This window comes from Streptomyces mobaraensis (assembly GCF_020099395.1).
Taxonomy (GTDB): domain Bacteria; phylum Actinomycetota; class Actinomycetes; order Streptomycetales; family Streptomycetaceae; genus Streptomyces.
In genome coordinates, this window is the sequence record NZ_CP083590.1 from 419,516 (window position 1) to 444,525 (window position 25,010).

Annotated in this window: 27 protein-coding genes; 17 read left to right on the plus strand and 10 right to left on the minus strand. The window is 74.3% G+C overall.

The features are described 5' to 3' along the window. The first annotated feature begins 330 nt into the window (after positions 1-330). From K7I03_RS01515 to K7I03_RS01540, 6 genes are all read left to right on the plus strand, one after another. Positions 331-1,290, plus strand: coding sequence for an acyl-ACP desaturase (locus tag K7I03_RS01515; RefSeq protein ID WP_224346808.1), 960 nt, complete (start codon positions 331-333; stop codon positions 1,288-1,290). After that, positions 1,287-1,598: an acyl carrier protein gene (locus tag K7I03_RS01520; RefSeq protein WP_185945060.1), complete on the plus strand. Its 312-nt coding sequence runs from the start codon at positions 1,287-1,289 to the stop codon at positions 1,596-1,598. The genes K7I03_RS01515 and K7I03_RS01520 overlap by 4 nt, the downstream gene beginning before the upstream one ends. After that, positions 1,588-2,811, plus strand: a complete 1,224-nt coding sequence (locus K7I03_RS01525; protein WP_185945061.1) for a beta-ketoacyl-[acyl-carrier-protein] synthase family protein — start codon at positions 1,588-1,590, stop codon at positions 2,809-2,811. Before K7I03_RS01520 ends, K7I03_RS01525 begins: the two co-directional genes overlap by 11 nt. Before the next feature lie 63 nt (positions 2,812-2,874). Next, positions 2,875-5,043, plus strand: coding sequence for an MMPL family transporter (locus K7I03_RS01530; RefSeq protein ID WP_185945062.1), 2,169 nt, complete (start codon positions 2,875-2,877; stop codon positions 5,041-5,043). Further along, positions 5,040-6,149 carry a type III polyketide synthase gene (locus tag K7I03_RS01535; protein ID WP_185945063.1) on the plus strand — a complete coding sequence of 370 codons (1,110 nt, stop codon included), beginning with the start codon at positions 5,040-5,042 and terminating at the stop codon, positions 6,147-6,149. Before K7I03_RS01530 ends, K7I03_RS01535 begins: the two co-directional genes overlap by 4 nt. Positions 6,150-6,231: 82 nt before the next feature. Then, a complete protein-coding gene (locus K7I03_RS01540; RefSeq protein WP_185945106.1) occupies positions 6,232-6,759 on the plus strand; it encodes an isoprenylcysteine carboxyl methyltransferase family protein in 528 nt (175 codons plus the stop codon). A gap of 100 nt (positions 6,760-6,859) precedes the next feature. On the opposite strand, the gene K7I03_RS01545 is transcribed toward K7I03_RS01540, so the two are convergent. Next, positions 6,860-7,237 carry a hypothetical protein gene (locus tag K7I03_RS01545; RefSeq protein ID WP_185945064.1) on the minus strand — a complete coding sequence of 126 codons (378 nt, stop codon included), beginning with the start codon at positions 7,235-7,237 and terminating at the stop codon, positions 6,860-6,862. Positions 7,238-7,459: 222 nt separating this feature from the next. Between K7I03_RS01545 and K7I03_RS01550 the strand changes: the two genes are divergently transcribed. After that, complete coding sequence (locus K7I03_RS01550) at positions 7,460-9,049, plus strand: amidase (protein ID WP_224346809.1); 1,590 nt, start codon at positions 7,460-7,462, stop codon at positions 9,047-9,049. 36 nt (positions 9,050-9,085) lie between these two features. Here the strand turns inward: K7I03_RS01550 and K7I03_RS01555 are convergent, their stop codons facing one another. Continuing rightward, positions 9,086-9,793, minus strand: coding sequence for an RraA family protein (locus K7I03_RS01555; protein ID WP_185945065.1), 708 nt, complete (start codon positions 9,791-9,793; stop codon positions 9,086-9,088). A gap of 90 nt (positions 9,794-9,883) precedes the next feature. Between K7I03_RS01555 and K7I03_RS01560 the strand changes: the two genes are divergently transcribed. Together K7I03_RS01560 and K7I03_RS01565 are read left to right on the plus strand one after the other, a co-directional pair. Beyond that, entirely contained in the window at positions 9,884-10,450 is a 567-nt protein-coding gene (locus K7I03_RS01560; protein ID WP_185945066.1) for a helix-turn-helix domain-containing protein, read from the plus strand. Positions 10,451-10,532: 82 nt separating this feature from the next. Continuing rightward, a complete protein-coding gene (locus K7I03_RS01565; protein WP_185945067.1) occupies positions 10,533-11,225 on the plus strand; it encodes a flavin reductase family protein in 693 nt (230 codons plus the stop codon). Positions 11,226-11,229: 4 nt separating this feature from the next. On the opposite strand, the gene K7I03_RS01570 is transcribed toward K7I03_RS01565, so the two are convergent. Then, on the minus strand, positions 11,230-11,661 hold the full coding sequence (locus tag K7I03_RS01570; RefSeq protein WP_185945068.1) for an ester cyclase: 432 nt from the start codon (positions 11,659-11,661) through the stop codon (positions 11,230-11,232). 87 nt (positions 11,662-11,748) lie between these two features. Between K7I03_RS01570 and K7I03_RS01575 the strand changes: the two genes are divergently transcribed. After that, complete coding sequence (locus K7I03_RS01575) at positions 11,749-12,402, plus strand: TetR/AcrR family transcriptional regulator C-terminal domain-containing protein (protein ID WP_185945069.1); 654 nt, start codon at positions 11,749-11,751, stop codon at positions 12,400-12,402. Positions 12,403-12,418: 16 nt separating this feature from the next. Here the strand turns inward: K7I03_RS01575 and K7I03_RS01580 are convergent, their stop codons facing one another. Then, entirely contained in the window at positions 12,419-12,733 is a 315-nt protein-coding gene (locus tag K7I03_RS01580; RefSeq protein ID WP_185945070.1) for a putative quinol monooxygenase, read from the minus strand. Positions 12,734-12,862: 129 nt separating this feature from the next. On the opposite strand from K7I03_RS01580, the gene K7I03_RS01585 reads away from it, so the two are divergent. After that, positions 12,863-13,180, plus strand: a complete 318-nt coding sequence (locus K7I03_RS01585) for an ArsR/SmtB family transcription factor (protein ID WP_185945071.1) — start codon at positions 12,863-12,865, stop codon at positions 13,178-13,180. Between the two features lie 89 nt (positions 13,181-13,269). Beyond that, positions 13,270-13,947 carry an oxidoreductase gene (locus K7I03_RS01590; protein ID WP_185945072.1) on the plus strand — a complete coding sequence of 226 codons (678 nt, stop codon included), beginning with the start codon at positions 13,270-13,272 and terminating at the stop codon, positions 13,945-13,947. Between the two features lie 21 nt (positions 13,948-13,968). Here the strand turns inward: K7I03_RS01590 and K7I03_RS01595 are convergent, their stop codons facing one another. Next, positions 13,969-14,412, minus strand: a complete 444-nt coding sequence (locus K7I03_RS01595) for an RICIN domain-containing protein (protein WP_185945073.1) — start codon at positions 14,410-14,412, stop codon at positions 13,969-13,971. Between the two features lie 117 nt (positions 14,413-14,529). Here K7I03_RS01595 and K7I03_RS01600 point away from each other — a divergent pair, with 117 nt between their 5' ends. Next, positions 14,530-15,234, plus strand: a complete 705-nt coding sequence (locus K7I03_RS01600) for a hypothetical protein (protein ID WP_185945074.1) — start codon at positions 14,530-14,532, stop codon at positions 15,232-15,234. 95 nt (positions 15,235-15,329) lie between these two features. Here the strand turns inward: K7I03_RS01600 and K7I03_RS01605 are convergent, their stop codons facing one another. Next, on the minus strand, positions 15,330-15,701 hold the full coding sequence (locus K7I03_RS01605; RefSeq protein ID WP_185945075.1) for a hypothetical protein: 372 nt from the start codon (positions 15,699-15,701) through the stop codon (positions 15,330-15,332). Between the two features lie 283 nt (positions 15,702-15,984). On the opposite strand from K7I03_RS01605, the gene K7I03_RS01610 reads away from it, so the two are divergent. Then, on the plus strand, positions 15,985-17,454 hold the full coding sequence (locus tag K7I03_RS01610; protein ID WP_185945076.1) for a hypothetical protein: 1,470 nt from the start codon (positions 15,985-15,987) through the stop codon (positions 17,452-17,454). Positions 17,455-17,636: 182 nt separating this feature from the next. Here the strand turns inward: K7I03_RS01610 and K7I03_RS01615 are convergent, their stop codons facing one another. The 3 genes from K7I03_RS01615 to K7I03_RS01625 all read right to left on the minus strand — a co-directional run bounded on the left by K7I03_RS01615 (position 17,637) and on the right by K7I03_RS01625 (position 19,909). Then, entirely contained in the window at positions 17,637-18,818 is a 1,182-nt protein-coding gene (locus K7I03_RS01615) for a L,D-transpeptidase (protein ID WP_185945077.1), read from the minus strand. A gap of 285 nt (positions 18,819-19,103) precedes the next feature. Beyond that, positions 19,104-19,538 carry a response regulator gene (locus tag K7I03_RS01620; protein WP_185945078.1) on the minus strand — a complete coding sequence of 145 codons (435 nt, stop codon included), beginning with the start codon at positions 19,536-19,538 and terminating at the stop codon, positions 19,104-19,106. Then, positions 19,538-19,909, minus strand: a complete 372-nt coding sequence (locus tag K7I03_RS01625) for a hypothetical protein (RefSeq protein WP_224346810.1) — start codon at positions 19,907-19,909, stop codon at positions 19,538-19,540. The genes K7I03_RS01620 and K7I03_RS01625 overlap by 1 nt, the downstream gene beginning before the upstream one ends. A gap of 121 nt (positions 19,910-20,030) precedes the next feature. On the opposite strand from K7I03_RS01625, the gene K7I03_RS01630 reads away from it, so the two are divergent. Together K7I03_RS01630 and K7I03_RS01635 are read left to right on the plus strand one after the other, a co-directional pair. Then, the gene (locus K7I03_RS01630; RefSeq protein ID WP_185945079.1) at positions 20,031-21,689 is read left to right on the plus strand and encodes a sensor histidine kinase; all 1,659 of its coding nucleotides are present in this window, start codon (positions 20,031-20,033) and stop codon (positions 21,687-21,689) included. After that, a complete protein-coding gene (locus K7I03_RS01635) occupies positions 21,686-22,915 on the plus strand; it encodes a PP2C family protein-serine/threonine phosphatase (protein WP_224346811.1) in 1,230 nt (409 codons plus the stop codon). Before K7I03_RS01630 ends, K7I03_RS01635 begins: the two co-directional genes overlap by 4 nt. 129 nt (positions 22,916-23,044) lie before the next feature. Here the strand turns inward: K7I03_RS01635 and K7I03_RS01640 are convergent, their stop codons facing one another. After that, positions 23,045-23,914 (minus strand): universal stress protein, encoded by an 870-nt coding sequence (locus K7I03_RS01640; RefSeq protein ID WP_185945080.1) that lies wholly within the window; start codon positions 23,912-23,914, stop codon positions 23,045-23,047. A 495-nt stretch (positions 23,915-24,409) separates the two neighbouring features. Between K7I03_RS01640 and K7I03_RS01645 the strand changes: the two genes are divergently transcribed. Continuing rightward, positions 24,410-24,991, plus strand: coding sequence for a TIGR03086 family metal-binding protein (locus K7I03_RS01645; RefSeq protein WP_185945081.1), 582 nt, complete (start codon positions 24,410-24,412; stop codon positions 24,989-24,991). Positions 24,992-25,010 lie beyond the last annotated feature (19 nt).

The window sequence follows — 25,010 nt, forward strand, 5'->3', positions numbered from 1 at the left end:
TCCTGAACGTCGGGTGCCGTCACGGAAAGTGGGCGCGGGGGGCCGCCGGGGCCGGCCGGCCTGTCCGCGCGTGTCGCGCCCACCGAGAGGCCGGACGAGGTACTACCCCGAATGACGGCCAGTCACATACGCCAGGGAGCAGCCTGATTCGCGGCACAATGCCGACTCCCTCGCCCGGAGGCCATCGGCCCTGCGAGCTACCTCACCCCTCTCCGACTGTCAAACAAACCGATCATCCTCCCTCGATCGCGTGGATCACCGTGGCCTCTCTCGCGGAGGTGCGTTGGACCAGTAGGCGTACGCGATCGATCGAGACAGCAGAGGTGAAGGGTGTCCCCTGGCACGGCGGAAAGCGTCCTGCGGGAGTTGGAACCATCTGTCGAGCGGTTGCTGAACCAGCATCTGGCGGTGGCACGTGACTGGTTGCCCCACCAGTACGTGCCGTGGAGTGCGGCGAGGGACTTCGACGGGCCGCTGGAAGGCTCGGGCTGGGATCCGGGGCAGTCGGCGCTGCCGCACGCGGTCCAGGACGCCCTGGTCATCAATCTGCTGACCGAGGACAACCTGCCCAGCTACCACTTCGAGATCGCCTCACGGCTCGGCCGTGACGGTGCCTGGGGCGCGTGGGTCCACCGGTGGACGGCGGAAGAGGACCGGCACTCGTCCGTCCTGCGCGCCTACCTCCACGCCCGGCGGGGCGTGGACCCGGTCGCCCTCGAGGACCTGCGGATGCGGCACGTGGGCAACGGATACCGCAACGACCTGCCGACTCCGCTGCATCTCCTGGCCTACGTCACGGTGCAGGAACTGGCGACCCGGCAGGCGCACCGCAACACCGGCGCGGCGTGCGGGGACCCCGTCGGTGAGGCGCTCATGGCCAGGATCTCGGCCGACGAGAACCTGCACATGCTGTTCTACCGGGGCCTGTACGAGGACGCGATCCGGGCCTTCCCCGACGACGCCCTCGTCGCCCTCACCGACGTGGTCCGCGACTTCCGGATGCCCGGCACCGAGATCCCCGGCTTCCGGGCGCGCGCCGCGCGCGTGGCCGCGGCGGGCATCTTCAACCTGGACGTCCATCTCGAGTACGTGCTCCAGCCGCTGGTGCGGGCGCTCGGTGTGATGACCACGACCGGGCTGGGGCCGGCCGGGCGGGAGGCGCAGGAGCACATCGGCCGGCATATGGAACGGCTCCAGGCACAGGCATCCCGCGCGCGTGACATCTACGTCCGCCTCAACGCGTCCAGGGCGTCCGGCCCGGCAACGGAAGAACAGGAGATCCCGGCATGACACAGTCACCGGACCAGGCGGAGCGGTCGGACCAGGCGGAGCGGCCGGACCGGTTGGAACAGCCGGCGCTCCCCGATAACCTGCTGGCCTTGCTGACCGACCACCTGGGCGTGCACGCGCGCCCCGAGAACCTCTCCGCCGGGATGACGTTCGAAAGCCTCGGCATGGATTCGCTGTCGCTGATGGAACTCGTGGTCGCCGCGGAGGAGAAGTTCGCCGTCGTCCTGCCCGAGGACGCGCTGGACCTCGCTCCCTCCTCGACCCTCGCCGAGGCGGCCCGCGCCTTCCGGAACGCGCGTGCGGTCTGAGGTAGCCGTCACCGGCCTCGGCCTGGTGACCCCCGCGGGGCACACGGCGTCGGCGAACTGGGAGGCCCTGTGCCGGGGCCGTTCGCTCGCCGCGACCGACCCCGAACTGGCGGGCCTTCCCGTCGACTTCTCCTGTCGGGTCCGCGACCTGGACGTCGACGGGGAGCTCGGCCGGTCCCGTGCCCGCCGAACGGACCGTTTCATCCAGTTCGCCCTGATCGCCGCGCGCCGGGCGGTCGCCGACGCCGGGCTCGATCCATCGTCCTGGCGGGGCGAGCGGATCGGAGTGATCCTCGGCGTCGGGTCGAACAGCCTGAGTTCCTACGTCGACGAGTTCTGCCGTCTCGGCGCCGGAAAGCCGGAGCGCGTCTCGCCGCTCGCCCTGCCGCGCAGTGTGCCCAACATGGCCGCGAGCGAGGTCGCGATCGATCTCGGTGTCCGCGGCCCCAACTTCACCACCTCCAGTGCCTGTGCCTCGGGCGCGACCGCCATCGGGGTCGCACGCGACCTGCTGCGCTCGGGGACCTGCGACATCGTCCTCGCGGGCGGCAGCGAGTCGGCCCGCTCCCGTATGGCGACGACGTGCTTCACCCGGATGCGGGCCCTCTCCCGGCGGCGCGAGCAGCCGGCTCTCGCCTGTCGTCCGTTCGACGCCGAACGGGACGGAATGGTCCTGGGCGAGGGCGCCGCCGTCCTCGTCCTGGAGCGGCCCGCCACCGCGCGCGCCCGTCGGGCACGGGTCCTCGCCCTGCTGCGCGGCTACGGCGCCGGATCCGACGCGTACCATCCCGTGGCCCCCCACCCCGGAGGGGAAGGGGCGGCCCGGGCCGTCTCCGCCGCCTTGGCGGACGCGGGGTGCGGCCCCCGGGACATCGGGCTGGTCAACGCGCACGGCACCGCCACCGTCCTCAGCGACGCCTCCGAGGCGGCGGCCCTCACACGTGTCTTCGGAGCCGACGCACCACCGGTGACCGCGTCCAAAGGCGTCATCGGCCACACCCTCGGGGCGGCCGGAGCGGTCCAGGCGGCCTACACGGTCCTCGCGCTGCGGCACGGAGCCGTCCCGCCGGTGGCGAACTTCGCGCACCAGGAAGGGGACCACAAGCTCGACATCGTGGCCGGGCACCCTCGCGCGACGGCCGCGGAGGCCGGAATCAGCTGCTCCTTCGGATTCGGCGGCCAGAACGCGGTCCTGCTCTTCACGGCTCCCTGAGCGGATCCGACGACGGTACGGGCCCGACGACGGTACGGCCCAGCGGGCGGGAGGGATACACGGGTGGATGCGGTACGACGGCGGGCGTGGCTCGTGGTGGTGGGCGCCGTGCTCGCCGCGGTGTGCGCCTGGGCACTGGCCCCGGTGGCGCTTTCGGCGCTGGGCACAGGCGGCGCGGTCGCCACGGGGACCGAGGCCGGGCGAGCCGGGCGGCAGGCCGAGCGGCTGGGCGTGCCCTCGCCCGATCTGCTGCTCACCGTGGACCGGCCCGGCGGGGGAGGCGGGACGGGGACGGTCCGGGGCGACGCCGGGGCCGTGGTGAAGACCCTTTCCCGGTATCCGGCCGTACGGGCGGTGTGGTCCGCCCGGACGACCGGCAACACTTGGCTGCGGTCGAAGGACGGCCGGTCCCTGCTGATCGGCGTGCGGCTGAGAGGGACGGACAAGGAACGCAAGACCGCGGCCCCCGATGTCGTGGCCGCCGCACGGTCCGCCGCTCCGGGGGCCCGCGTGGAGCCGAGCGGTGAGGTCTGGACCAACCGGGAGATCGACGAGACGATCGAACACGACCTGAGTCGGGCCGAGTTGATCGCGGCGCCGGTGCTCTTCCTCCTCCTGGTCCTCGCCTACGGATCGGTCGTCGCCGCCTTGCTGCCGGTCCTCGTGGCCGTGACGGCCGTCGGCTGCACGCTTCCGGTCCTGGGTGTGCTGGCCCAGTGGACCGACGTGTCACGGGTCGCGGTGAGCGCCGCCTCCGCCGTCGGGCTCGGCATGGCCGTCGACTACAGCCTCTTCCTGCTGGCCCGGGTACGCGAGGAGATGGCACGGGGCGCGGACCGGGAAACGGCGCTGACCGCCGCTCTCCGCTCCAGCGGCCGTTCGGTCGCCTTCTCCGCGGCCGCCGTCACCACCTGTCTGGCCACCGCCATGGTGGTTCCCGTTCCCCTGCTGCGCGGACTCTCCCTGGCGGGGATGGTCGTCACCGTGCTGTCCGCGCTCGTCGCCCTGCTGGTGCTGCCGTCGTGTCTTCGGCTGCTCGGCCCGCGCGTCCAGGCGTGGGATCCGCTGGCACGGTGGCGGCGTACGGACACCGGGGACGACAGCCGCTTCTGGCGGAGGACGACACGCACGGTCACCGCGCGGCCTCTCCTCGCCGGCGGCCTCGCGGTCCTCGCCCTGGTCCTGATGGCGGTCCCGTTCACCCACGTCAGGCTGGGCCTGGTGGACGAGCGCACCCTGCCCCCGTCCGCGTCGGCGGCCTCCGCCGCCGCCCGCGTGGGCCACGAGTTCGCCGTCCCGCCCGAGCGCGTCCTGTCCGTGGTGGTGACCGGCCCCGGGGCGCGGGACGCCGCGCCGGCCTACGCCGCACGCCTCGACGGCCTTCCGGGCGTGGCGGGCGTCCGCGTGGAACGCGCCGTCCGGTCCGCCGTGGCAGAGAAGGGGGAGGCCGCCGTCCTGTTGGTCGCCTCCACCGCGCCACCCGGCACGTCCGGGGCGGAGACGCTGGTGCGGAGGGTGCGGGAAGAACCCGCGCCGGGAGCCGTGGCGGTCGCCGGGCGGGCCGCGGAGATCGCGGACAGCTCGGCCGCGGTGCGCGGCGCCCTGCCGACGTGCGGGCTGCTCCTGGCGGTCGGCCTCATGGTGCTCCTCGGGCTGTTCACCCGCTCCCCCGTCGCCCCCCTCAAGGCCGTGGCCGTGGCGGCCGTCAGCCTCGGGGCCGGTCTGGGGGCGATGGTCCTCCTCTTCCAGGACGGCCACGGCCGCGCCGTGCTCGGCGATTTCACCGCGCCGGGTGCGCTGGACGCCTCCACGCTGCTGTTCGTCCTCTTCATCACGCTCGCCCTGTCGGTGGACTACGAGGTCTTCCTGCTCGGCCGCATCCGCGAGGAGTACCAACGCAGCCATGACAACCGCGGCTCGATCGTCGACGGCATCGCGCGCACGGGCCGGCTGATGACCTCGGCGGCCGCGGCCGTGGCGGTCTCGACCGCCGCCATGGGCATGTCCCATGTCGCGCTCCTCAAGCTCATCGGCATCGGTATCGCCCTCGGTGCCCTCGTGGACGCCGTCCTGGTACGCGGTGTCCTGGTCCCCGCTGTCATGGCGGCCCTGGGGCCGGCCAACTGGTGGACACCACACGGCAGTCGGATCGCACGGCAGCCGGATCACACGGCGGACGGCCGTACGCGGGATGACCGCACACGCGAAGGAAGGAGAAGGCTGAGTCAATGAGTCGGTTCACGGAGGGCTTCGCCTGGGGGCCGGACGAACCCTTGCCCCGGGTGACCGCGATCGAGACGGCCGTACCACCCCACCGGTATCGCCAGCAGGACATCATGGCCGCCCTGGCGCGCACCACACTGATGGAGTCCCAGACGGGGATCCTGATGCTGCGCAAGATCCAGGCCAACGCCGGGGTGGCCACACGGCACTTCGCCCTGCCGCTGGAGCGGCTCATCGAGCTCGACGACTTCACCGAGAACAACCGCTTGTGGCACGACGCCGCCCTGGAACTCGGGGAACGCGCGCTCACCGGGGCCCTGCGGGCGGCTGGGGTGGAGCCGGGCGAGGTCGACGCGGTGATCAGCACCACTGTGACGGGCCTCGCCGTGCCTTCGCTGGAGGCCCGCCTGGCCCACCGGATGGGCCTGCGGCCGGACGTCACGCGCGTTCCCCTGTTCGGGTACGGCTGCGCGGGAGGAGCCGCCGGACTCGCCCGGCTGAACGACTACCTCCGGGCCCACCCGGACCGTGTGGCCGTCCTCCTGGCGGTGGAACTGTGCTCGCTGGCGTATCAGATGCAGGACACCTCGATGGCGAACATCGTCGCCGGCAGCCTCTTCGGGGACGGTGCGGCCGCGGTCGTGGCCGTCGGCGGACACCGGGGCGCCGAAGCCGCGGCGGCGGGCCCTCAGCTCGTCGATTCCCGCAGCCGGCTGGTCCCCGACAGCGAGGAGGTACTCGGCTGGGACATCGGATCCCACGGCTTCAGGATCCTGCTCGCCCCCGAGGTGCCCACGCTCACCGAGGAGCATCTGCCCAAGGCCGTCCATGACTTCCTCGGCACCTACGATCTGCTGCCGGGCCAGGTCGGAAGCTGGATCGTCCACGGTGGCGGCCCCAAGGTCCTCACCGCCGTGGAGAGGTCCTTCGACCTGCCGCCCGCGGCTCTGGAGCCCACGCGCCGGTCCCTGTCGGAACGGGGCAACCTCTCGTCCGTCTCCGTCCTGGACGTCCTGCACACGATGATGCGGACGCCGCCACGGCCCGGTACGCCGGGGCTCGTCGCGGCCATGGGCCCGGGGTTCGCCATCGAACTCGCCCTGGTCCGCTGGTGAACCGCGACCGCCCAGCCCCCTCCCGACGCAAGACAACGAAAAGTACTCGAAAGGAATGGAAAGGAATGGCATCGTGACGGTCCTGGGATCGGCCCAGCTCCCCGCCGGATTGCTGGCACTCATCGCCTTGATCACCGTGGAGCGCGGCCTCGAACTCCTCGTGGCACAGCGGCACGCGCGCTGGGCCGCCGCCAACGGCGGGGTGGAGTACGGCCGCCGGCACTATCCGGCCATGGTCGTCCTCCACGTCGGCCTGCTCGCCGGCATCCTGGTCGAGGTCGCGGCGGCCCACCGGCAGTTCGTACCGGCGGTCGGCTGGCCGGCCCTGGCCGTCACCTGCCTGGTCCAGGTGGCCCGGTGGTGGTGCGTGCGGTCGCTCGGCCCCCGCTGGAACACGCGCGTGATCGTCGTCCCGGGCATGCCCCTGGAGACCCGCGGCCCCTACCGCTGGCTCCGGCACCCGAACTACGTCATCGTCGTGACCGAGGGCCTGGCCCTGCCGCTGGTCTACAACGCCTGGCTGACCGCCCTCCTCTTCACCACCGCCAACGCGGTGCTGCTGGCCGTACGGCTGCAGGTGGAGAACAGGGCGCTGGGGCTCGCGTCCTAGGGCGCGTATCCGGTCACGCTCGAGGGCTGCCGAGGTCCAAGGCGTGTCCGACGGGTCGGGTTCCGGGCCTGCCCGGCAGGCCCGAAAGGACTCCGACACCTCACCAGATGAGGACGCCGCCGCCCGCCTCTTCCGCCCGCCGGGCGGCGTCCTCGATGTTCGCCAACCGGGCGGAGAGCTGGTCCCTGAGTTCGTCGACCGTCCTCAGGGGCCGGAGACCGGCGAGGACCTCCTCCAGGTTCTCCCGCAGGACGGCGCACTCACGCCTGAACGCCCGCACCCGGCCGGCGTCGACCCGCAGGTCTTCGTCGGCCAGGACCGGAAGGAACCGGGCTCCCAGCGAACGGACCGCCTCCGAACCCCACACCGTGGTACGCCACTGTTCGAACCCGGCCAGGTCGGAACACCCCTCCGGCACGTCCAGCAGGCGAACCGCACCGTCTTCGTCCACAAGGAAGACATCCACCGACAAGCTCATGAGGGCAGTGGAGCACAGTCGCGACGGGACGGTCCACACAGTTCGGAGCCGCGCCAGGCGAGTTCGGACGGCGGTCGTCCGTCACCACCGGACGGGGTGGGGTGCGCGGGCCGGCGCGGCGGCGCGTAAGGTCGGCCCGGACCCGCCGCGGCCAGGCGCGGGTCGAGGGGATGGCCGTGGGCCGGACGAGGTCCGCGCCGGTCCGGCCGGAGTCACGGAATCGTGGACCGCGACGCGGAGGAGAACCGAGTGTGCCCGTCCGGAGCAGCACCGATACCCGGCTCGGCGGTGGGGGCGGCCGCGCCCGTCGGCCCGGATCCCGCCCTGGACCTCGACCGCTGCACGATCGCCGGTCTGCAACAGGGCATGGCAGACGGCATGTTGACCTCCGAGCGCCTCACGCTCGCCCTCCTCGAACGGATCGAGCGGCTGAACCCGCTGCTCCGCGCCGTGACGACCGTCAACCCCGATGCCGTGGCCCTCTCGCGCCGAAGTGACGCGCTGCGCCGGGCCGGTGGGGCGCGCGGGCCGCTGGAGGGGATTCCGGTGCTGCTCAAGGACAGCGTCGGCACGGCGGACCTGCAGCCGACCACCGCCGGTTCGGCGGCCCTGCTGGGGGCCCGGCCGGACGCGGACGCGTTCCTGGTGCGGCGGTTGCGGGCGGCCGGGGCCGTCGTGCTGGGGAAGGCGAACATGACGGAGTGGGCCGACTTCCGGTCCGAGGACTCCGTGGCGGGCTGGAGCGCGACCGGGGGCCAGACCCGCAACCCGTACGTCCTCGACCGCAGCCCCTCCGGGTCGTCCAGCGGTTCGGCGGTGGCCGTGGCGGCCGGGCTGGCCGTGGCGGCGATCGGCACCGAGACCGACGGTTCGATCGTCCTGCCGGCGAGCGTCACCGCCACGGTCGGGTTCAAGCCCACGCGCGGGCTGGTGAGCCGGGGCGGCATCGTGCCGCTCTCCTCCCGCCAGGACACCGCCGGGCCCCTCGCCCGTACGGTCGCCGACGCGGCGCTGGTGCTGTGGGCGATCCACGGACCCGACCCCGCCGACCCGGTCACCGCCCGCGCGGCCGGCGCCCTGCCCGCCGATCCCGGCGCCGTGCTCGACCGCGGCGCGCTGCGCGGCCGGCGCGTCGGCGTCCGGCGCCCGGCGGGCCTCGGCCCGTGGACGGAGCGGGTGTTCGAGGACGCCGTCGACCGGATCCGGGACCTGGGCGCCGATCTCGTCGAGGACGTGGACCTGCCCGACACCGACGAGGAGGCGGAACGGCACCTGGAGCCGGCCCTGCTGACGGAGTTCCGGCACGACGTCGGCGCCTGGCTCGCCGCCACGCCCGGATCGCACCCGAAGGACCTGGCCGGCGTCATCGCGTACAACACCCGGCACGCCGCGACGGAGTTGGCCCTCTTCGGCCAGGACGTCCTCGAACGGGCGGAGCGGACCGGGGGCGATCTCCGCGACCCGGTCTACCGGCGGCACCGGGCCGCCGCGGTCCGGCTGGCACGGCGGACGCTCGACGGCGCGTTCGCCCGGCACCGGCTGGACGTCCTCGTCACACCCACCGCCGGCCCCGCCCCGCTGCTCGCCGGGACGACGGGTGACGGCCCGTTCGCCGCCGTCACCCGGGACGCCGCGGTGGCCGGGAACCCGCACGTCACCGTGCCGGCCGGGTACGCCCGGGACGTGCTGCCACTCGGCATCTCGTTCGTCGGTGCGCGGGGCGCCGACGCGCTGGTGCTCGGCTGCGCCTACGCCTTCGAGCAGGCCGGCCCGGCCCGTACGCCGCCCGGCTGCCTGCCGACGCTGCCCTGACCGCGCGCCCCGGTACCACCGCGCCGGGCCCGCGTCTCACTCCTCGATGGCCCCGCCCACCGTCCGCAAGTGCTCGCGGAAGGTCAGTGCGGGGTTCTCCCGGCGCCGGGCGAGGTAGGTGTCGAAGCGGACCTGTTCGCGCAGCGAGACGCCGGAGCGCATCCGTTGGGCCTGGTCGCGTTCCGTGTCGCGGATCGCGGCGGCGAGGGTGAGGAGTTCGTCGGCGCGGGCGGCGGGAAGGAAGAGGACGCCGTCGTCGTCGCCGAGGACGAGGTCCGTCCGGTCCACCGTCCACTCCCCCACGACGGCGGAGCGCAGTGCCTCCGGGGGCCGGGGGTCGAGGCGGCGGGGGCCCGGCGGGGTGGCGCCCAGGCTGAAGACGGGCAGGCCGATGGCCCGCAGGTCCGCCGTGTCGCGGTGCAGGCCCCACACCACCACGCCGCTCAGGCCGGCCTGCCCGGCCTCCAGGACGGCGAGGTCGCCGACGCACGCCTCGTCGAGCCGTCCGTCGTTGTCGACGACGAGCACGTCGCCGGGGGCCGCCGCCGCGTACGCCTCCAGGAAGACGTCCACGCTGCCGACGTGGCGCGCCGGGCACGCCCGGCCGGCCAGGCGGCTTCCGGGGGCGAGGGGGCGGATGTCCGGCGGCGCGGCGCGCACCGGGAGCGCGGCGCGTACGCAGGCGTCGGCGACGTGCGCGGTGGTCAGCGCGGAGAAGCGCCGGGTGAGCTCTTCGTGGTTCATGGGTGATCCTCCCGTGCCGAAGGGCCCACGCTGCCATGCCCGTCGGCCTCGCCGGGAGGTGTCTCCCGGTACTGGGATACGGTCCCGGGGATGAGAGACGATCAGGAGGCACGGCTGCGGCTGGCGCACCGGCTGGCGGCGCTGCGGGCGGAGCGCGACTGGCCGCTGGACGAGCTCGCGCGCCGGACGGGCGTCAGCCGTTCGACGCTGTCGCGGCTGGAGCGGGCCGAGATCAGTCCGACCGCCGCCCAACTGGCGCGTGTGTGCGCGGCGTTCGGGCGGACGGCGGCCCAGGTGCTCGCCGAGGTGGAGGACGGGGCGCCACGGCCGGTGCGGGCGGGGCGGCAGTCGGTGCGGCGCGACGACGAGGCGGGCGCCGTACGGCGGTCGGTCTCGCCGCCGGGGCCCGGGCTGCGCGGCGAGATCGCCGAGCACGTCCTGCGGCCGGGGGCGGAGGTGGTGTGCGAGGCGCCGCGGGTGCCCGGGGTGGAGCAGCACGTGTGGGTACTGGAGGGGGCGATGGAGGTGGCGGCGGCCGGTGGGGCGCACATCCTGCGGGCGGGCGACTGCCTGCGCTTCCGGCTCTGGGGCCGGTCGCGGTTCCGCTGCCCGGGTCCGGAGCGGGCGCGGTACGCCCTGTTCACCGTCCTGCCGTGAACCGCCGGCCCGGCCGGCGGCGGCGAACACGACGTCCGATCTCCGCCGGACAACGCCGCCCGCCCGGGCCAGGCTTGCGTCCGTGACCACGATCAACCCCACGCATACGCGCATCGAACCGAACATCCTGTACTTCGGCACCCCGGTGGTGCTGCTCTCCACCCAGAACGAGGACGGCACGCCCAACCTCGCCCCCATGTCCTCGGTGTTCTGGCTCGGCTGGCGGGCCGTGCTCGGGCTCTCCGCCCGGGCGCAGACCAGCCTGAACCTGACGCGCACCCGGGAGTGCGTCCTCAACCTGCCGTCCGACGCCCTCGCCGGCCACGTCGACCGGCTCGCGCTCACCACCGGGCGGAACCCGGTACCGCCACGCAAGGAGGAGCGCGGATACCGGTACGTGCCGGACAAGTTCGGGCGCGCCGGGCTCACCCCCGTACCGTCCGAGACGGTGGCTCCGCCGCGGGTGGCCGAGTGCCCGGTCGCCATGGAGGCGGTCCTGGAGGCGGTGCACCCGATCGGCGAGGACGACGAGCGGCAGCGCGGCTCGATCGTGGCGTTCGAGGTGCGGGTGCGGCGGGTGTTCGTCCACGACGAGATCCGGCTGCCGGGCACGGACGACCATGTGGACCCCGACGCGTGGCGGCCGCTGGTGATGAGCTTCCAGCACTTGTACGGGCTGGGGCCGCGGGTACACGGCTCGCGGCTGGCGAGCATCCCGGAGCTGTGGTACCGGAGTCCGGACGTCGACCGGGCGCGGGAGACGCCGGTCCGCTGACGGGTCAGTCCCTCTCCGGCCAGTCCCAGCCGAGCTGGAGGAACATGCCCAGCCGGTCGCTGACCGCGCGGATCTCGGTGATCCGGCCGTCGGCCACCGTGAACACCCAGATCTGCTCCACGGAGAAGGTCCGTCCGGTCGGGCGGGGCATGCGGGGGTGCTCGCCGGTGTGCCGGCCGCTGACGGTGAGCCGGGCGACGACCGTGCCGCCCTCGGCGACGAGCCCGTCCGTCCGGACGGCGAACTCGCCGAACGCGGCGAGCTGCCGGCGGATCCCCTCGAAGGCCGCTCCCGGCTCGTCCGGCTCCCCCACGATGATCTTGTTGTGGTCGACGACGTCATGGGCCAGGTAGCGGGGCAGGTCGTCGAGCCGGCGCTCGCCGACCGCCCGGAGGAAGTCCGCGACGAGCCGCTTGCCGGGGTGCTGGGTGTCCACTGTCCTCTTCTTTCTTACAACGTAAGTTTCGTGCCGCCATCAGAGTGGACTTACGATGTAAGAAAGTCAAGGGGAGCGGGAGGACGCATGCCGGCCGAGACCAAGAGGACGCGAGGGGAACGGGCGGGGCTGACCCGGGAGCGGGTCCTGGACGCCGCAGTGGAACTCGTGGACCGGGAGGGGCTGAAGGCGCTGACGATGCGCCGGCTGGGCGCGGCGCTCGGCGTGGAGGCCATGACCCTCTACCACCACGTCCCCGGCAAGGACGCGCTGCTGGACGGCCTGGTGGAACGGGTCTTCGCCGGCGCCGCCCCCGTCGAGGACGCCCCGGACGGCTGGCGGTCCTGGCTGCGGGCGTACGCGGACGCCCTGCGCACGACGCTGCTGGGGCACCCGGACGTCCTGCCGCTCGCAGCGGCGCGGCCCGCCGCGACCCCGGCCGCCCTGGACGCCGTCGAGCGCGGGCTCCGCGTCCTCACCTCCGCCGGCTTCCCGCTGGGCCGCGCCCTCCACGCGCTCAACTCGCTGACCCTGCTGGTCGTCAGCCACGCCGCCGCCGAGTGCGCCCTCGCCACGCCCGACGGCCCGGGCTCGGCCGCGGACCTCGCCGGCCTCGACCCCGACCGGTACCCGCTGACCGGCGAGGCCGCCCGGACGGGCGCGGGGACCGACGACGCCGAGCGGTTCGCCTACGCGGTGGAGGCACTGATCACGGGGTTCGGAGCGGGAGCCGGGGACTGACCGAGGCAGGCGGGGCTCAGACGGCGGGCCGGTACGGGCTGTGCATAGCGAGGAAGCGGACCTCCAGGTCGGATGCCAGGTAGTCCATGCGGCGCTCCTGGAAGTCCCGGATGTGCGGCAGGGCCAGATGGGCGTCGAGGTCGGCGCGGGAGCGCCACGCCTCGTAGAAGACGAAGACGCCCGGCTCGTCGCGGTCCTCGTGGAAGTGGTACTCCAGGCACCCCGGCTCGCGCCGGGTGGGCTCGACGAAGGACAGCAGCAACTCCTTGAGCTCGGCGGCCCGTTCGGGCTTGGGGCGGGCGATGCCGACGAGCGTGAACGGCTGGGTCATGGGCGTGTCTCCTCGGGTGGCGCGACCGGAGGTACGACCGATCTCGTACCTCCGGCACGGCACGCTAGCCAACGCCTTAGGTACGATGCAAGCCATACCTACAGACCGCGACCGGAAGGGAGACACACGGTGCCCGACGACGAAGGCCACCCCGCCGTCGAGGAGATCGAGCTCGGCGCGGTGCTCGCCGCGCTGGCCGACCCGCTGCGCCGCCGGGTGGTGCGGGAACTGGCGCGAGCTCCCGAGGGAACGGCGCGGACGTGCAGCTCGTTCGCGCTGCCCGTGTCCAAGGCGACCGTCACCCACCACTTCCGCGCGCTGCGCGAGGCCGGCCTGATCCGGCAGGTGGACCGGGGCAACAGCAGGATGGCCCGGCTGCGCCGGGCCGACATCGAGCGGCGGTTCCCGGGACTGCTGGACATCGTCGCGGCCGAGGCCACGGAGTAGGAGGGCGGAGGCGAGGCCGCGGAGCAGTGGAGGCGGGGGCGCCGGCCGCTAACCGCCGACGGCCCGCGCGCCTCCCCGTTCCGCTGGCGATGACCGCACGGGACATCGCGGACACGGTCGCGGGCTACGCGCGCGCCGCCCGGAACGCCGTCCGGGCCGGTTTCGACGGCGTCGAACTCCACGGCGCCAACAGCTACCTGATCCACCAGTTCCTGGCGGACGGCACCAACCTGCGCACCGACGCGTACGGCGGGGACGTGTCCGGCCGGATCCGGTTCGCGCGGGAGGCCGTGGAGGCCGTGGCCGACGCCGTCGGCCCGCACCGCACGGCGATCCGGCTGTCCCCCGGCAATCCGCAGTCCGGCATGGTCGAGGCCGACCCGAGACCGGTCTACCGGGCCCTGGCGACCGCGCTCGCGCCGCTCGGACTGGCCTACGCGCACCTCAGCCAGGCGTCCGGCTACCCGGCCCTGGCGGAGCTCCGGCCGCTGCTGCGGGGCACGACGGTGATCGGCAACGTGGGCGAGAACCGCGCCCCGACCGACCGGGCGGCCGGCGAGGCGGTCCTGCGCGCGGGCACCGCCGACCTCGTCTCGTACGGGCGCGCCTTCCTGGCCAACCCGGACCTCCCGCGGCGGCTGGCGGCGGGTCTGCCGCTCGCCGCGCCGGACACCGCGCACCTCTATACGCACGGTCCCGAGGGCTACACCGTCCTCACCGGCCGTCCGGAGGAGGACGGGAAGTGCGTCACCGCTCCGGCGGCATGAGGGTGCACCGAGCGCCGCCGCTCAGCCGGCGACGGGCTCCAGGCGCCACCACTGGGCGGGGATGTCGCGGTCCTCCCACTGCTGGACCCGCGCCCCCTCCTCGGTGGCCGCGTCGGCGACCTCCAGCAGGAGACCGCTGATGTGGGCGACGAGGATGACGGTGCCGGGATCCTCGACCAGTTCCTCGATCAGCCATTCCTGGGCGCCGTAGCCGTTGGCCTTCCACTGCTGGACGGTGGCGCCGTTCTCGACCGACGCGTTGGCCACGTCCAGCCGTTTGCCGCTGCCGGCGTTCACGACGTGGTGCAGGCCGCTGCCCTCGTGCACGGGTGAGACGCGCCAGAGTTCGGCGGGCGTGCCGTCGCCCGCGCCCTGCACCACGGGGGCGCCGCCGCCCGCCCTCCCGCCGGCGACGCGCAGCAGCAGGCCGCTGTGGACGTTGCGGATGCGGTACGTGCCGTCCATGCCTGTCTGCCCCCGAGTGCGCCGGTGCGGATGCCGATGAAGCCGCCGGTGAAGACCATGATCGTAACGCGTGGCGCGGGCCGCCCCCTCCGCGCCGGAATAGGGGATGATCAGGGTATGTCTGTTTCTCTTGAGGTTTGTCGCGAGCGCACCGACGCCGACCCCGCCGGTCACTGGGAGGACGAGCGCACCACCGCGGTCGTCCTCGCGCGCGAGGACGGCGCGGTCATCGGTTCGGTCGTCGTCCTCGACCTGGGGGCCGACGACCCGGCCCTCCGCTTCGCCGCCGTGCCCGAAGGCGCCTTCGAGGCGCTGGTCCCCATGCTGCGCGAGGCGGCGGCGCTGGCCGGCGGGGCCGGCGGCACCGCGCTGCGCTGGGTCGCCGAGTCCGACGAGATGCCCCCGTCCGTACCGGAGGAGCTCGGCGCCGCCGAGGACGGCGACGTCTACCGCTGGTGGCGGCTGGAGCTGTCCGCCGCCCGCACCGAGCCCGGGCCCGGCGGGGCCGGGGCGGTGGAGGAGCGGCCGGCGGGCGAGGACGCGGTCTTCCGGCTGGGCCTGGAGGACGCGCTGTTCGACGTGGAGATCGAGGACGACACCGCCGTCCTGGTGCACGACCGCGAGGAGGAGCACACCCCGGACGAGCTGACGGCCCTGGTGGCGGCGGTGGTGCGGCGGGTGCGCGAGGCCCATCCGGCCGTCCGCGCGGCCGAGGCGTACGCGGCGCCCGACGACGACACCCTGGGCGCGGCCCTGACCGCCGTCGGCTTCGTCCCGACGGACCGGCGGGCCGTCGAGTACCTGCTGCCGCTGGGCGGCTGACGCCGGGCGGCCGTTCGTCCGGGGTACGCCGGAGGGCGCGAGGGGCCCGCCCCCGCGCCCTCCGGCGTTTCGCGGTGTCCGTCAGCGGGTGGCCGTCAGCAGGTGGCCGGCGGGGTCTCGAAGGTGCCCTGGCCGTCGACCTTGATCAGGCCCACGTACTTGCGGTCACAGGGGTAGCTCATGTTCCAGGTGCTGTTGGCGCGCTCGCCCTTGCTGATGGTCTTCAGCTCGCCCCAGGTGGTGCCGTTGGAGCGGAAGCCGAGGTGGGCCTTGATGGGGGAGCCGGCCTTCTTGGTGTAGATGAGCTCGATGCGGGAGGGGCTGGTGTTCAGCGAGATGCAGAGCTGGCCGTTGCTCATGCTGGTGCACTTGACGCGGTCGCTCCCGGAGGCGTGCGCGGGAGTGGCGAGCAGCGTGGTGCCGGCGGCTATGCAGGCGGCCATGGTGAGGGCGGCGCGACGGCGCATGGTGGGGTTCCCCCTTGATGGTGTGCAAGATCAACGCCGGGGAGCGTAGCAGGAGTGGAATCCGGCTTGCCAGATCTTTCGACTGCCTTCCCGGGAGCGGGCTTTGCCGGTTCCACCGGGGGTGCGGAGGCGGAGATCCCGCGAGAAAAGAGGAAAGGGCGAGACAGGGGCCAACGTCCCACTTCACCCTGATATGGTGGAGCTGTCTGGTGTACGTCGCGTCAATTCCATCCCGGACCACGGCAGTTCACGGCAGCCCACCACACGCGACAGCGGGAGCAGCATGATCCTCATCGTCCCGCCCGGCGCCGACCCCACCCTGCGGCTCGCCGAAGTGCCCGACGGCGCCACGGTCGTCGACGTCGGCCGCCGCTTCGTCGCGGAGCTGACCCGCCAGGCCGCGCGCGGCGCGCTGCGCACCCGGTCGCGGGCGCCCGGTGACCGGCTCATGGCGACGGCGGGCACCCGCGCCCTGGGCGACGCCTCCCGGCCCAGGCTGCACCGGCTGCGCGGGCTCGGCGCGGTGCTGGGCGCGCTCCACGAACCGGGGCACGGCGTACGGCTGAGCCTGGACGACCTCGAACCGGCCGGCGGAAGCCTGGAGTCCACCGCCGACGTCCTGCGCGCCGCGGCGGCCCCGGCCCCGTACGACGGCACCCTGGCGGGGGCGTGCGCGGACGTGCCGCGCGGGGCCGTCGTACGGCTGGTCGTCGAACGCGAACAGCAGGTGCCCGCCGCCGTCGCCCTCGCCCGGGCGCTGCTCCCCCGCGCGCGGCGCCTGGAGCTCACGGGCCGGTGGGCGACCGCCCACGCACCGGCGCTCGGCCATCTGCCGCCGTTCGCCGACGCCCGCCTCACCCCCGCGCCCCGGGGGCTGGCCTGGGAGCTCGCGGACCCGTTCGGCCCGGCCCCCGACGACGGCCTGCGCTGGCGCGAGCGCGCGGCCGACCCGCTGCCGCCCGACCCCTGGGCGGGCCGGGTGGGACTGCGGGAGCTGGTGGGCGGGGTGGTACCGGGCACGGCCGGAACAGCCGGCCCCTCCGGTCCCGGCCGGCTTCCCCGTCTCGCCGTCATAGGCGTCTGCGCCGCCGCCGACCGGGCGGTGGGCCGCGGCGGCACCGAGCTGTCCTGGGAACGGCTGGCCTCCGCCGTCGGCACCGCCCGCGACCGGGGCACGACCGTCGTCGCCGAATTCTGGCTGGGCGCGCCCGGGATCGCGCCCGAGGCGGCCGAGGAAGCGCTGGCCCGGCTGGAGGACACGGTGGACCGGGTGATCGGGCTCCGCCACTTCGACTGGCCGGCCGACTGGGGCGATCCGTTCTGGGCCGCCACGCCGGTGACGCTGGGGGACGCCGGTCCCGACCTGGCCCGGCGGCGTCCCGTGCTCGCTCCGGCCCTCCCGTCCGCCGAGGAGCTCACCGCCCTCGCCGCGGCGCTCGGCCGTCCGCTGGCCCGTGCCGGCCGGCTCGCCCCCGGCCGGGTCGCCGGCGCCTATCTGCCGCCCCCCGGGCCGCACCCGGACTCCGTGCGCGGCCTGGACCCCGACGTCGTCGTCGGCCGGCGCAGCGCCCGCGCCGACCGCGCCCTGGCCGTCAACCTCCGGACGGGCGCCTGCTCCTACGTCTCACTGCGCGTCGCCGACGCCATCGACCGCTACCGCGACGGCTACACCCTGCGCGAGGCGCTCCGCCCGCTGTCCCCGCGCGCGGTACGCGCGCTGCGGGACGGCGGGGTCCTGGGTCAAGTCCCGTGACGCGAGGGCTTCGCCCACGGCCCCCGCGCGGCCCGCTTCGAACCGGCCGGACCGGAGATGCCGGACGGAACCGGAACGCCGGACGGGGCGGCCCGGAGATCTCCCTCCCGGCCGCCCCGTCGGGTGTGGTCCCGAGCGCGTCACCGCGCCGGTTCCTCAGCGCGCCGTGTGCGTGAGGTGCTTCAGCCCTTCAGCGCGCTGCGCTTCTGCCACTGCTCCCAGGTCTCCTGCCAGACCTCGAGCCCGTTGCCCACATCGGTCTTCTCGGTGTTGGAGGTGCCCTTGACCTCCACGGTGGAGCCGATGGGCAGGAAGTCGTAGGTCCGCTTGGCGTCCTCGGTGGTCATGCCGAAGCAGCCGTGGCTGTTGTTGACCACGCCGATCTGGTTGTTCCAGGGGGCGGAGTGCAGGAAGGTGCCGGAGGCGGTCATGTGGGTGACCCACTTGGCGTCCAGCATCCACTGGTTTCCGTAGCCGATGGTGGACGAGTCCATGGTCTCGTCCGCGTTCTTGCTGCGGACCGTGTGGATGCCGCCGCGGGTCGGGGCCTCCGGGGAGCCCGCGGAGCCCTTGACGCTGCCGACCACCTTGTCGCCGTCGTACATGGTCAGCGTGTGACCGGGGACGTCGATGACGGCCTTGTGGTCGGCGCCTATGGTGAAGCCGTAGTTGTAGTCCCGGGCGAACCAGCCGCCCTCGCCGCTGTCGACGCCGGCGAGCGCGCCCTTGACGGAGACCTTGGTACCGCTGGGCCAGTACGTCTTGGGCCGCCAGTCGAGGCGGTCCTGGCCGGAGTAGTCGGTCACCCAGCCCCAGGCGCCCTCCACCTGCGGGCTGGAGGTGACCTTGAAGTTCTTCTCGATCTCGGCCCGCTTGTCCTTGTCCACCTTGTGGTCGAAGAGGATCGAGACCGGCATGCCCGTGCCGACCGTCTGCCCGTTCTGCGGGGTGTTGGTCAGCTTGTTGACCTTCGGCGCCTGCTGGGTGCTGAAAGTCGCGGTCGAGTCGGACTTCTTGCCCTTGGCCGACTCCGCCACGGTCTTCACCGTGTAGGTGGTCTGCGGCTTGACCTTGCCGGCCGACTGCCAGGTGACGCCGTCACCGGACAGCTTCCCCTCGACCTTCTCCCCCTTGTCGTCCTTCACCTCCACCGAGGTCAGCTTGCCGCCGTCGGCCTTGACCGAGATCGGCGAGCCGAGCTTGACCTCCTTGGCGCCGGACGCCGGGCTCACGGTCACCTTGGCCGCGGGGCCCGCGTCGTCCGAGGAACCACCGCCGGACCCCCCGGAACAGGCGGACAGCGCCAACGAGCCCATGAGGGCGGATATCAGCAGGACGGGGCGACGGCCCTTCCCGACGTGCACGTGAAAACCTCCAAGACAGCGAGACCGCGGCGGGCCCGGCTCCGCTGCCGGTCCGAGAAAGCCAAAAAGTACGACAACCCCCCGCCTCACCTGTACAGATGACCTGGGCGCCGCCACGGTTCCTGGGAAAAACGATATTTGTGCGGGAATCGTGCGGACGATCCCGGTCCGCATGGCGGCGGACGGCCGTCCGCCCCGCGCCGCTCCGGGTCCCGCCCCCGGAAACGACGGAGCGGCGGCACCGGCTCCGGAACCCCGGAGCGAGCGCCACCGCCCGGAACGGCCCTACTGCCGCGGCAGTTTCGTGGCCGTGTCCAGGTAGAACGCGTCGATGCTGCGCACCGCGCGGGTGAAGTCGTCGAGGTTGACGGGCTTGGTGACGTACGCGTTCGCGTACCGCCGGTAGGCGTCGGTCACGTCGTCCGGGGCGGCGGACGTGGTCAGCACGACGACCGGGATGGTGCGCAGCTCCTCGTCCCCCTTGAGGACGGCCAGCAGCTCCCGGCCGTTCATCCGCGGCATGTTCAGGTCGAGCACGATCAGGTCCGGCCGGGGCAGGGCGGGGTCGCGCAGGTGGTCCAGCGCGGCGATGCCGTCCTGGACCTGGGTGAGGTTGCGGGCGGCTCCCTGTTCGAGGAGCGCCTCCTTGATGAGCATCGCGTCCGCCGGATCGTCCTCCACCAGAAGGACGTCGTAGGGGCGCGCGGGGGCGGCCATCATCATCGGCTCCGCTCGGTGTGCTTCGGGGGACGGTGGGTGGTGCCGTGCACGATGCCGGGCCAGCGGTTGCGGGCCCCCTGACGGCTCATCTCGCAGGCCCGCCCGATCTGGGGGTAGCCGGCCCCGGTGCGCGCGGCCTCCTCGGCCGCGCGGTCCGTGAGGCGGTGCACCGCCCGTTGCAGGTGGACCAGCATGTGGAGGTAGGCCAGGGCCTCGGCCCGGGCGCCGTCGGGGTCCGCGGGACCGCCGGCGGCGGGCAGCAGGCGGAACGACTGTTGGGCCAGGCGGTGTGCGAGGCCGTCGAGCGCTTCCTCCACCATCGCGGAGATCTCGCTTTCGGCGAGGCGCGGGGAGAAGTGGGTGCCGGGCATGGCGCCCACCCTAGGTCCTGCGCCGCCCTCCCGACAACTACTGTTGTCACGTACCGATACGGTGTGACTGCCCAGGTGCCGGGGAAGCAGCCCGGGGGAACGGAGACGGAAGGCGGACAACGTGGCGGTCGAGACTGCTCCTCAACAGGGCGGTTCCCCGGATTCCCCGGCGGAGAGACCCGCCGGCGACGGCGGATCCGGCGGTACGCGGGCCCCGGCCGGCCGGCCGGGCTGGACGACGCGCCGGTGGCTGCGCGTCGGCGTGAGCGCGACGCTGGTGGTGCTCACGGTGCTCGGCGCCGTGGGGGCCTGGGCACTGGCCCGCACGGCGTCAATCAGCGACCACCTGGTCAGCGTCCGCTCCCCCGCGCTGGTCGAGGCCGTCCGCCTGGAGAGCGCGCTGGTGAACCAGGAGACGGGCGTACGGGGTTACGGCCTCACGGGCCGGCGGGACTTCCTGGAGCCGTACACCCAGGGGCTGGCCGACGAGAAGGCGGCCGCCGCACGGCTGCGCCGGCTGGTCGGCGACGAGCCGGCGGCCCGGGAGGACCTGGACCGGGTGCTGGAGCGGGCCGAGGCGTGGCAGGCGCGGGTCGCCCGGCCGGTCGCGGCGGCCCAGGGCGCCGAGGCCGCGCGCCTCCTCGAACGGGCGGGCGGCGGCAAGAGCCCCTTCGACGTCGTCCGCGCGTCCCTCCAGGAACAGCAGCGGCACCTGGCCCAGGAACGGGCCGAAACCGGCGACGACCTCGCCGACACCCGCCGGCTGCGCAACGGGGTCTTCGCGGCCATCGCCGCGGTGATCGTCCTGGTGGCCGTCCTGATCTTCGAGGGACTGCGACGCGGCGTCACCACCCCGCTGGAACGGCTCGGTTCGGACGCCCGGCTGGTGGCCCAGGGCCACTTCACGCACCCGATCGCGGCCACCGGCCCGGCCGACCTGCGCCGACTGAGCGGCGACGTGGAGGCGATGCGGCGGCGGATGGTGGGCCAGCTGGAGTTCACCGAGACGGCCCGCACGCGGCTCGACGAGCAGGCCGCCGAACTGCGCCGCTCCAACGCCGAGCTGGAGCAGTTCGCCTACGTGGCCTCGCACGACCTCCAGGAGCCGCTGCGCAAGGTGGCGAGCTTCTGCCAGCTGCTGCAACGCCGGTACGGGGACGGCCTGGACGAGCGGGCGCACCAGTACATCGCCTTCGCGGTGGACGGCGCCAACCGCATGCAGGTGCTCATCAATGACCTGCTGGCCTTCTCGCGCGTCGGCCGGGTGCACAACGACCACGACACCGTGGACCTGGAGGCCGTCCTGGAGACCACGCTGGACGCGCTGAGCGTGCCGGTCGAGGAGTCGGAGGCGGAGATCACCCACGATCCCCTGCCCACGGTGGTCGGCGACCGGACGCAACTGGGCATGCTGTGGCAGAACCTGGTCTCGAACGCGGTGAAGTTCCGCGCGCCGGACCGCCGTCCGGCCATCCACGTGTCGGCCGAGCGGGACGGCGACGTCTGGCGGTTCGCCGTCACCGACAACGGCATCGGGATCGGACCGGAGTACACGGAGAAGGTGTTCGCCCTCTTCCAGCGGCTGCACACCCGGGAGGCGTACCCGGGGACCGGCATCGGCCTGGCGATGTGCCGCAAGATCGTCGAGTTCCACGGGGGCACGATCGCCGTCGATCCGGAGCACGAGGGCGGCGCCCGCGTCGTCTTCACGCTGCCGGCCGCGGGCGCGGACGACTCCCGCACCACGGTGTCCGACGGCACCGGGCGGCCCGCCTCGTGACCGCGCGGACGTCCGACGCCCCGGAGCGGCTGGCCGGCGGCGCCCTCCCCGAACCCGAGTCCACCGCGCCGCCGCACTACCGCGTCCTGCTCGTCGAGGACGACGCGGGGGACGCCCTCCTGGTGGAGGAGCTGCTGGCCGACACCGGGCTGGACCACACCCTGATCTGGCGCAAGACACTGGCCGAGGCACGCGCGGAGCTGGTCGCGGACGGTGCTCACTGCGTCCTGCTGGACCTGCACCTGCCGGACGCCTCCGGCACGGCGGCGGTGACCGCGGTGCAGCAGGCGGACCCGCACGTGGCCGTCATCGTGCTCACCGGCCTCGCGGAGTCGCAGGCCGGAGTGCGGGCCGTCACCGCGGGCGCCCAGGACTACCTCGTCAAGGGGCAGGTCGAGCCGGAGCTGCTGCAGCGCGCCGTGCACTACGCGGTGCACCGCAAGCAGGCCGAGCGGGCCAAGGCGGAGCTCCAGGCCACCCAGCTGCGGGCACAGGAGAACACCCGGCTGGAGCGCGGTCTGCTGCCGACGCCGCTGCTGGAGTCCCCCGCCGTGACCGCCACCACCCGGTACCTGCCGGGCCGGGAGAGCGCCCTGCTGGCCGGGGACTTCCTCGACGTCGTCCAGACCGACGACCACGTCGTGCACGCCCTCATCGGCGACGTCAGCGGGCACGGCCCCGACGAGGCCGCGCTGGGCGTCGCCCTGCGCATCACCTGGCGGGCGCTGACCCTGGCCGGACACCGCGGCGAGCGGCTGCTGGACCTGCTGGAGCGGATGCTGGTGGCCGAGCGCACCCGGCACGAGATGTTCGCCACCTGCTCGCTGCTCACCCTGGACCTGCGGGAGTCCACCGCCGTCCTGCACCTGGCCGGGCACCACGAGCCGCTGCTGACGGCGGAGGGGACGACCCGGCCGGTGCCGGCGGAACACGGGGTGGCCCTGGGCATCGCGCCGGGCCTGTGCCACTGGCCGGCCACCCGGCTCGCGGTGCCGCGGTCCGGCGCGCTGACGCTGTACACGGACGGGCTGATCGAGGGCCACGACGGCCCGGGGTCGCACCGGCTGGGCGCGGAGGGCCTCGTCGACCTGGTCAACCGGGTGCCGTCGCAGGAGCCCCCGGACCGTCAGCTCGACCGCCTCATCCGGACCGTCCGCACCCTGAACGCCGAACGGCACGCCGACGACCTGGCGATCCTCCGGCTGGACTGGCGCGCGACGGAGTGAGGGCGGGGCGGTTTCCGGGGCCGGGCCGCTTCGGACCGAGCCGTCTCCGGGGCCGGGTCGGGGTCGGGGCCGCCGGGACCGGGGTCGGGGTCGGAGCCGCCGGGGTCGGGGTCGGGGCCGCCGGGAAGGTCAGTCCGCCGGGACCACGGCGACCGGGCAGTCCGCCCGGTGCAGGGCGGTGTGGCTGACCCGGCCGAGCTGGAGGCCGCCCCCGTGGTGGCGGCGCACGGCCCCGACCACCAGCAGGTCGGCCTCGTCCGAGGCGGCGACGAGCGTCCCATGCGCCGGGCCCTCGACGGTGACCGCGCGCACGGTCACCTCCGGGTACTCGGCCCCGGCGGCGCGCAGCGCGTCGTGCAGCTCGCGGCCGGCCCGCTCCTCGTGGTCGAGGGTCTCGTCGCTGGGCAGCGGGTAGTGGAGCACGGACTGCCGGGCGGGAAGCCGCCAGCAGCGGACGGCGTACACCTCGCAGCCCCGGGCGGCGGCCTCCCGGAAGGCGAAGCGGACGGCGGCGGGCGCCTCCTCGCTGTCGCCGACGCCGACCAGCACCCGGCCGCGGGAGCCGCGCAGCCCGTCCTCCGACCCTCGTACGGCGATCACGGGGCAGTGGGCGCGGGCCGCCACCGAGAGGCTGACCGAGCCGAGCAGCACCCCGGTGAAAGTGCCCCGGCCGGACGGGCCGGTGATGACCGCGGCGGCGTGCCGGCTCGCCTCGACGAGGGCGTTCACGGCCTCCTCCGGGACGGTCTCGGCGTGGACGCGCACGGACGGGTCGCGTTCCCGTACGTGCCGCGCGGCGGCGGGGGCGACGGTCTCCTCGGCCCGGGTCTCGTCGGAGGGCCCGTCCGGGGGCGGGAGGCGCCCCTCGTAGCGCTCCCACAGCGAGGCGTAGAGGACGCGCAGCCGCGCGTCGTGCCGGGCCGCCTCGTCCACGGCCCAGTCCAGGGCCCGCAGACTGCCGGCGGACCCGTCGACACCCACGACCAGCGGAAGCTCCATCACCACCCACCTCCTCACCCCCACGCCCCCACTCTCGCCACCCTCGCACCACCGGACACGGGCCGCGAACGGCGACTGGTCCGTTCGGCCGACGCGGGGGCGGCCGGAGGCCGCCAGTCGCCGCCGGAGAGGTGCCGCGCCGCACGGCCTGCTGCCCCCGAGCGGCGCGGGCGGCCCGTGGCCGACGACGGATCCCGGGCAGCCTGGGCGGCCCAATCAGCCCGTCCGGCGCTTGAGGACAGCGCCCGCAGGGCGCTTCGGGGGTACGGGGGCCTGCCCCCGCAAGAGCACCGGCACGCCGGGACAACCGGCAAAGAGCCGAGGGCCGGTGGCGGAACCCGGACAGCCCGCCAGCCCAACCAGCCCGTCCGGCGCTTGAGGTCAGCGCCCGCAGGGCGCTGCGAGGGCGCGGGGCCCGCCCCCGCTAAAGCACCGCCCGCCGCGGCCGGCGCCGCCGCGCTCGCGGTGCGCGGCGACCGCGCCGAGCATGGAGGCATGACCAAGGACTCACGCAGCACCCTGCGGGCCCGGCACCGGGAGGCGCTGGCCCTGTTCGGCGAGCGGGTGCACGCCGTCCGGCCGCGCCAGTGGGGCGCGCCGACGCCGTGTTCGGAGTGGACGGTGCGCGACCTGGTGAACCACCTGACGGCCGAACAGCTGTGGGTGCCACGCCTGTTGGACGGCGCGTCGGTCGAGGACGTCGGCGACGAGCTGGACGGCGACGTCCTCGGGGACGATCCGCCGGCCGTCTGGGACGCGGCGGCCGAGGCCGCCGTCGCGGCGTTCGGCGCCCGGGGCGCGCTCCAGCGCACGGTACGGCTGTCGTACGGCGAGACGGCCGTGGAGGACTACTGCGCGGAGATGACGGCGGACGCCGTGGTGCACGCCTGGGACCTGTCGCGGGCCATCGGCGCGCCGGAGCGCCCGCCAGAGCCGCTGGTGGCGGCGGCGGGGCGGGTGTTCGGCTCCCACGGGGACGATCTGTCGCCGACCGGCCTGTTCGGCGCCCCGGTCCCGGCGCCGCCCGGCGCGGACGACTGGACGCGGCTGCTGGCCCGGCTGGGACGCACCGTGTGACGCCCGGTGTGACGTTCCC

What these genes read in the sequence shown, in the direction of transcription:
- K7I03_RS01520 (WP_185945060.1), top strand. Translation starts at nt 1,287, where the DNA reads ATGACACAGTCACCGGACCAGGCGGAGCGGTCGGACCAGGCGGAGCGG.
- K7I03_RS01535 (WP_185945063.1), top strand. Translation starts at nt 5,040, where the DNA reads ATGAGTCGGTTCACGGAGGGCTTCGCCTGGGGGCCGGACGAACCCTTG.
- K7I03_RS01545 (WP_185945064.1), bottom strand. Translation starts at nt 7,237, where the DNA reads ATGAGCTTGTCGGTGGATGTCTTCCTTGTGGACGAAGACGGTGCGGTT.
- K7I03_RS01555 (WP_185945065.1), bottom strand. Translation starts at nt 9,793, where the DNA reads ATGAACCACGAAGAGCTCACCCGGCGCTTCTCCGCGCTGACCACCGCG.
- K7I03_RS01560 (WP_185945066.1), top strand. Translation starts at nt 9,884, where the DNA reads ATGAGAGACGATCAGGAGGCACGGCTGCGGCTGGCGCACCGGCTGGCG.
- K7I03_RS01575 (WP_185945069.1), top strand. Translation starts at nt 11,749, where the DNA reads ATGCCGGCCGAGACCAAGAGGACGCGAGGGGAACGGGCGGGGCTGACC.
- K7I03_RS01580 (WP_185945070.1), bottom strand. Translation starts at nt 12,733, where the DNA reads ATGACCCAGCCGTTCACGCTCGTCGGCATCGCCCGCCCCAAGCCCGAA.
- K7I03_RS01590 (WP_185945072.1), top strand. Translation starts at nt 13,270, where the DNA reads ATGACCGCACGGGACATCGCGGACACGGTCGCGGGCTACGCGCGCGCC.
- K7I03_RS01595 (WP_185945073.1), bottom strand. Translation starts at nt 14,412, where the DNA reads ATGGACGGCACGTACCGCATCCGCAACGTCCACAGCGGCCTGCTGCTG.
- K7I03_RS01600 (WP_185945074.1), top strand. Translation starts at nt 14,530, where the DNA reads ATGTCTGTTTCTCTTGAGGTTTGTCGCGAGCGCACCGACGCCGACCCC.
- K7I03_RS01605 (WP_185945075.1), bottom strand. Translation starts at nt 15,701, where the DNA reads ATGCGCCGTCGCGCCGCCCTCACCATGGCCGCCTGCATAGCCGCCGGC.
- K7I03_RS01610 (WP_185945076.1), top strand. Translation starts at nt 15,985, where the DNA reads ATGATCCTCATCGTCCCGCCCGGCGCCGACCCCACCCTGCGGCTCGCC.
- K7I03_RS01620 (WP_185945078.1), bottom strand. Translation starts at nt 19,538, where the DNA reads ATGATGGCCGCCCCCGCGCGCCCCTACGACGTCCTTCTGGTGGAGGAC.
- K7I03_RS01625 (WP_224346810.1), bottom strand. Translation starts at nt 19,909, where the DNA reads ATGCCCGGCACCCACTTCTCCCCGCGCCTCGCCGAAAGCGAGATCTCC.
- K7I03_RS01640 (WP_185945080.1), bottom strand. Translation starts at nt 23,914, where the DNA reads ATGGAGCTTCCGCTGGTCGTGGGTGTCGACGGGTCCGCCGGCAGTCTG.
- K7I03_RS01645 (WP_185945081.1), top strand. Translation starts at nt 24,410, where the DNA reads ATGACCAAGGACTCACGCAGCACCCTGCGGGCCCGGCACCGGGAGGCG.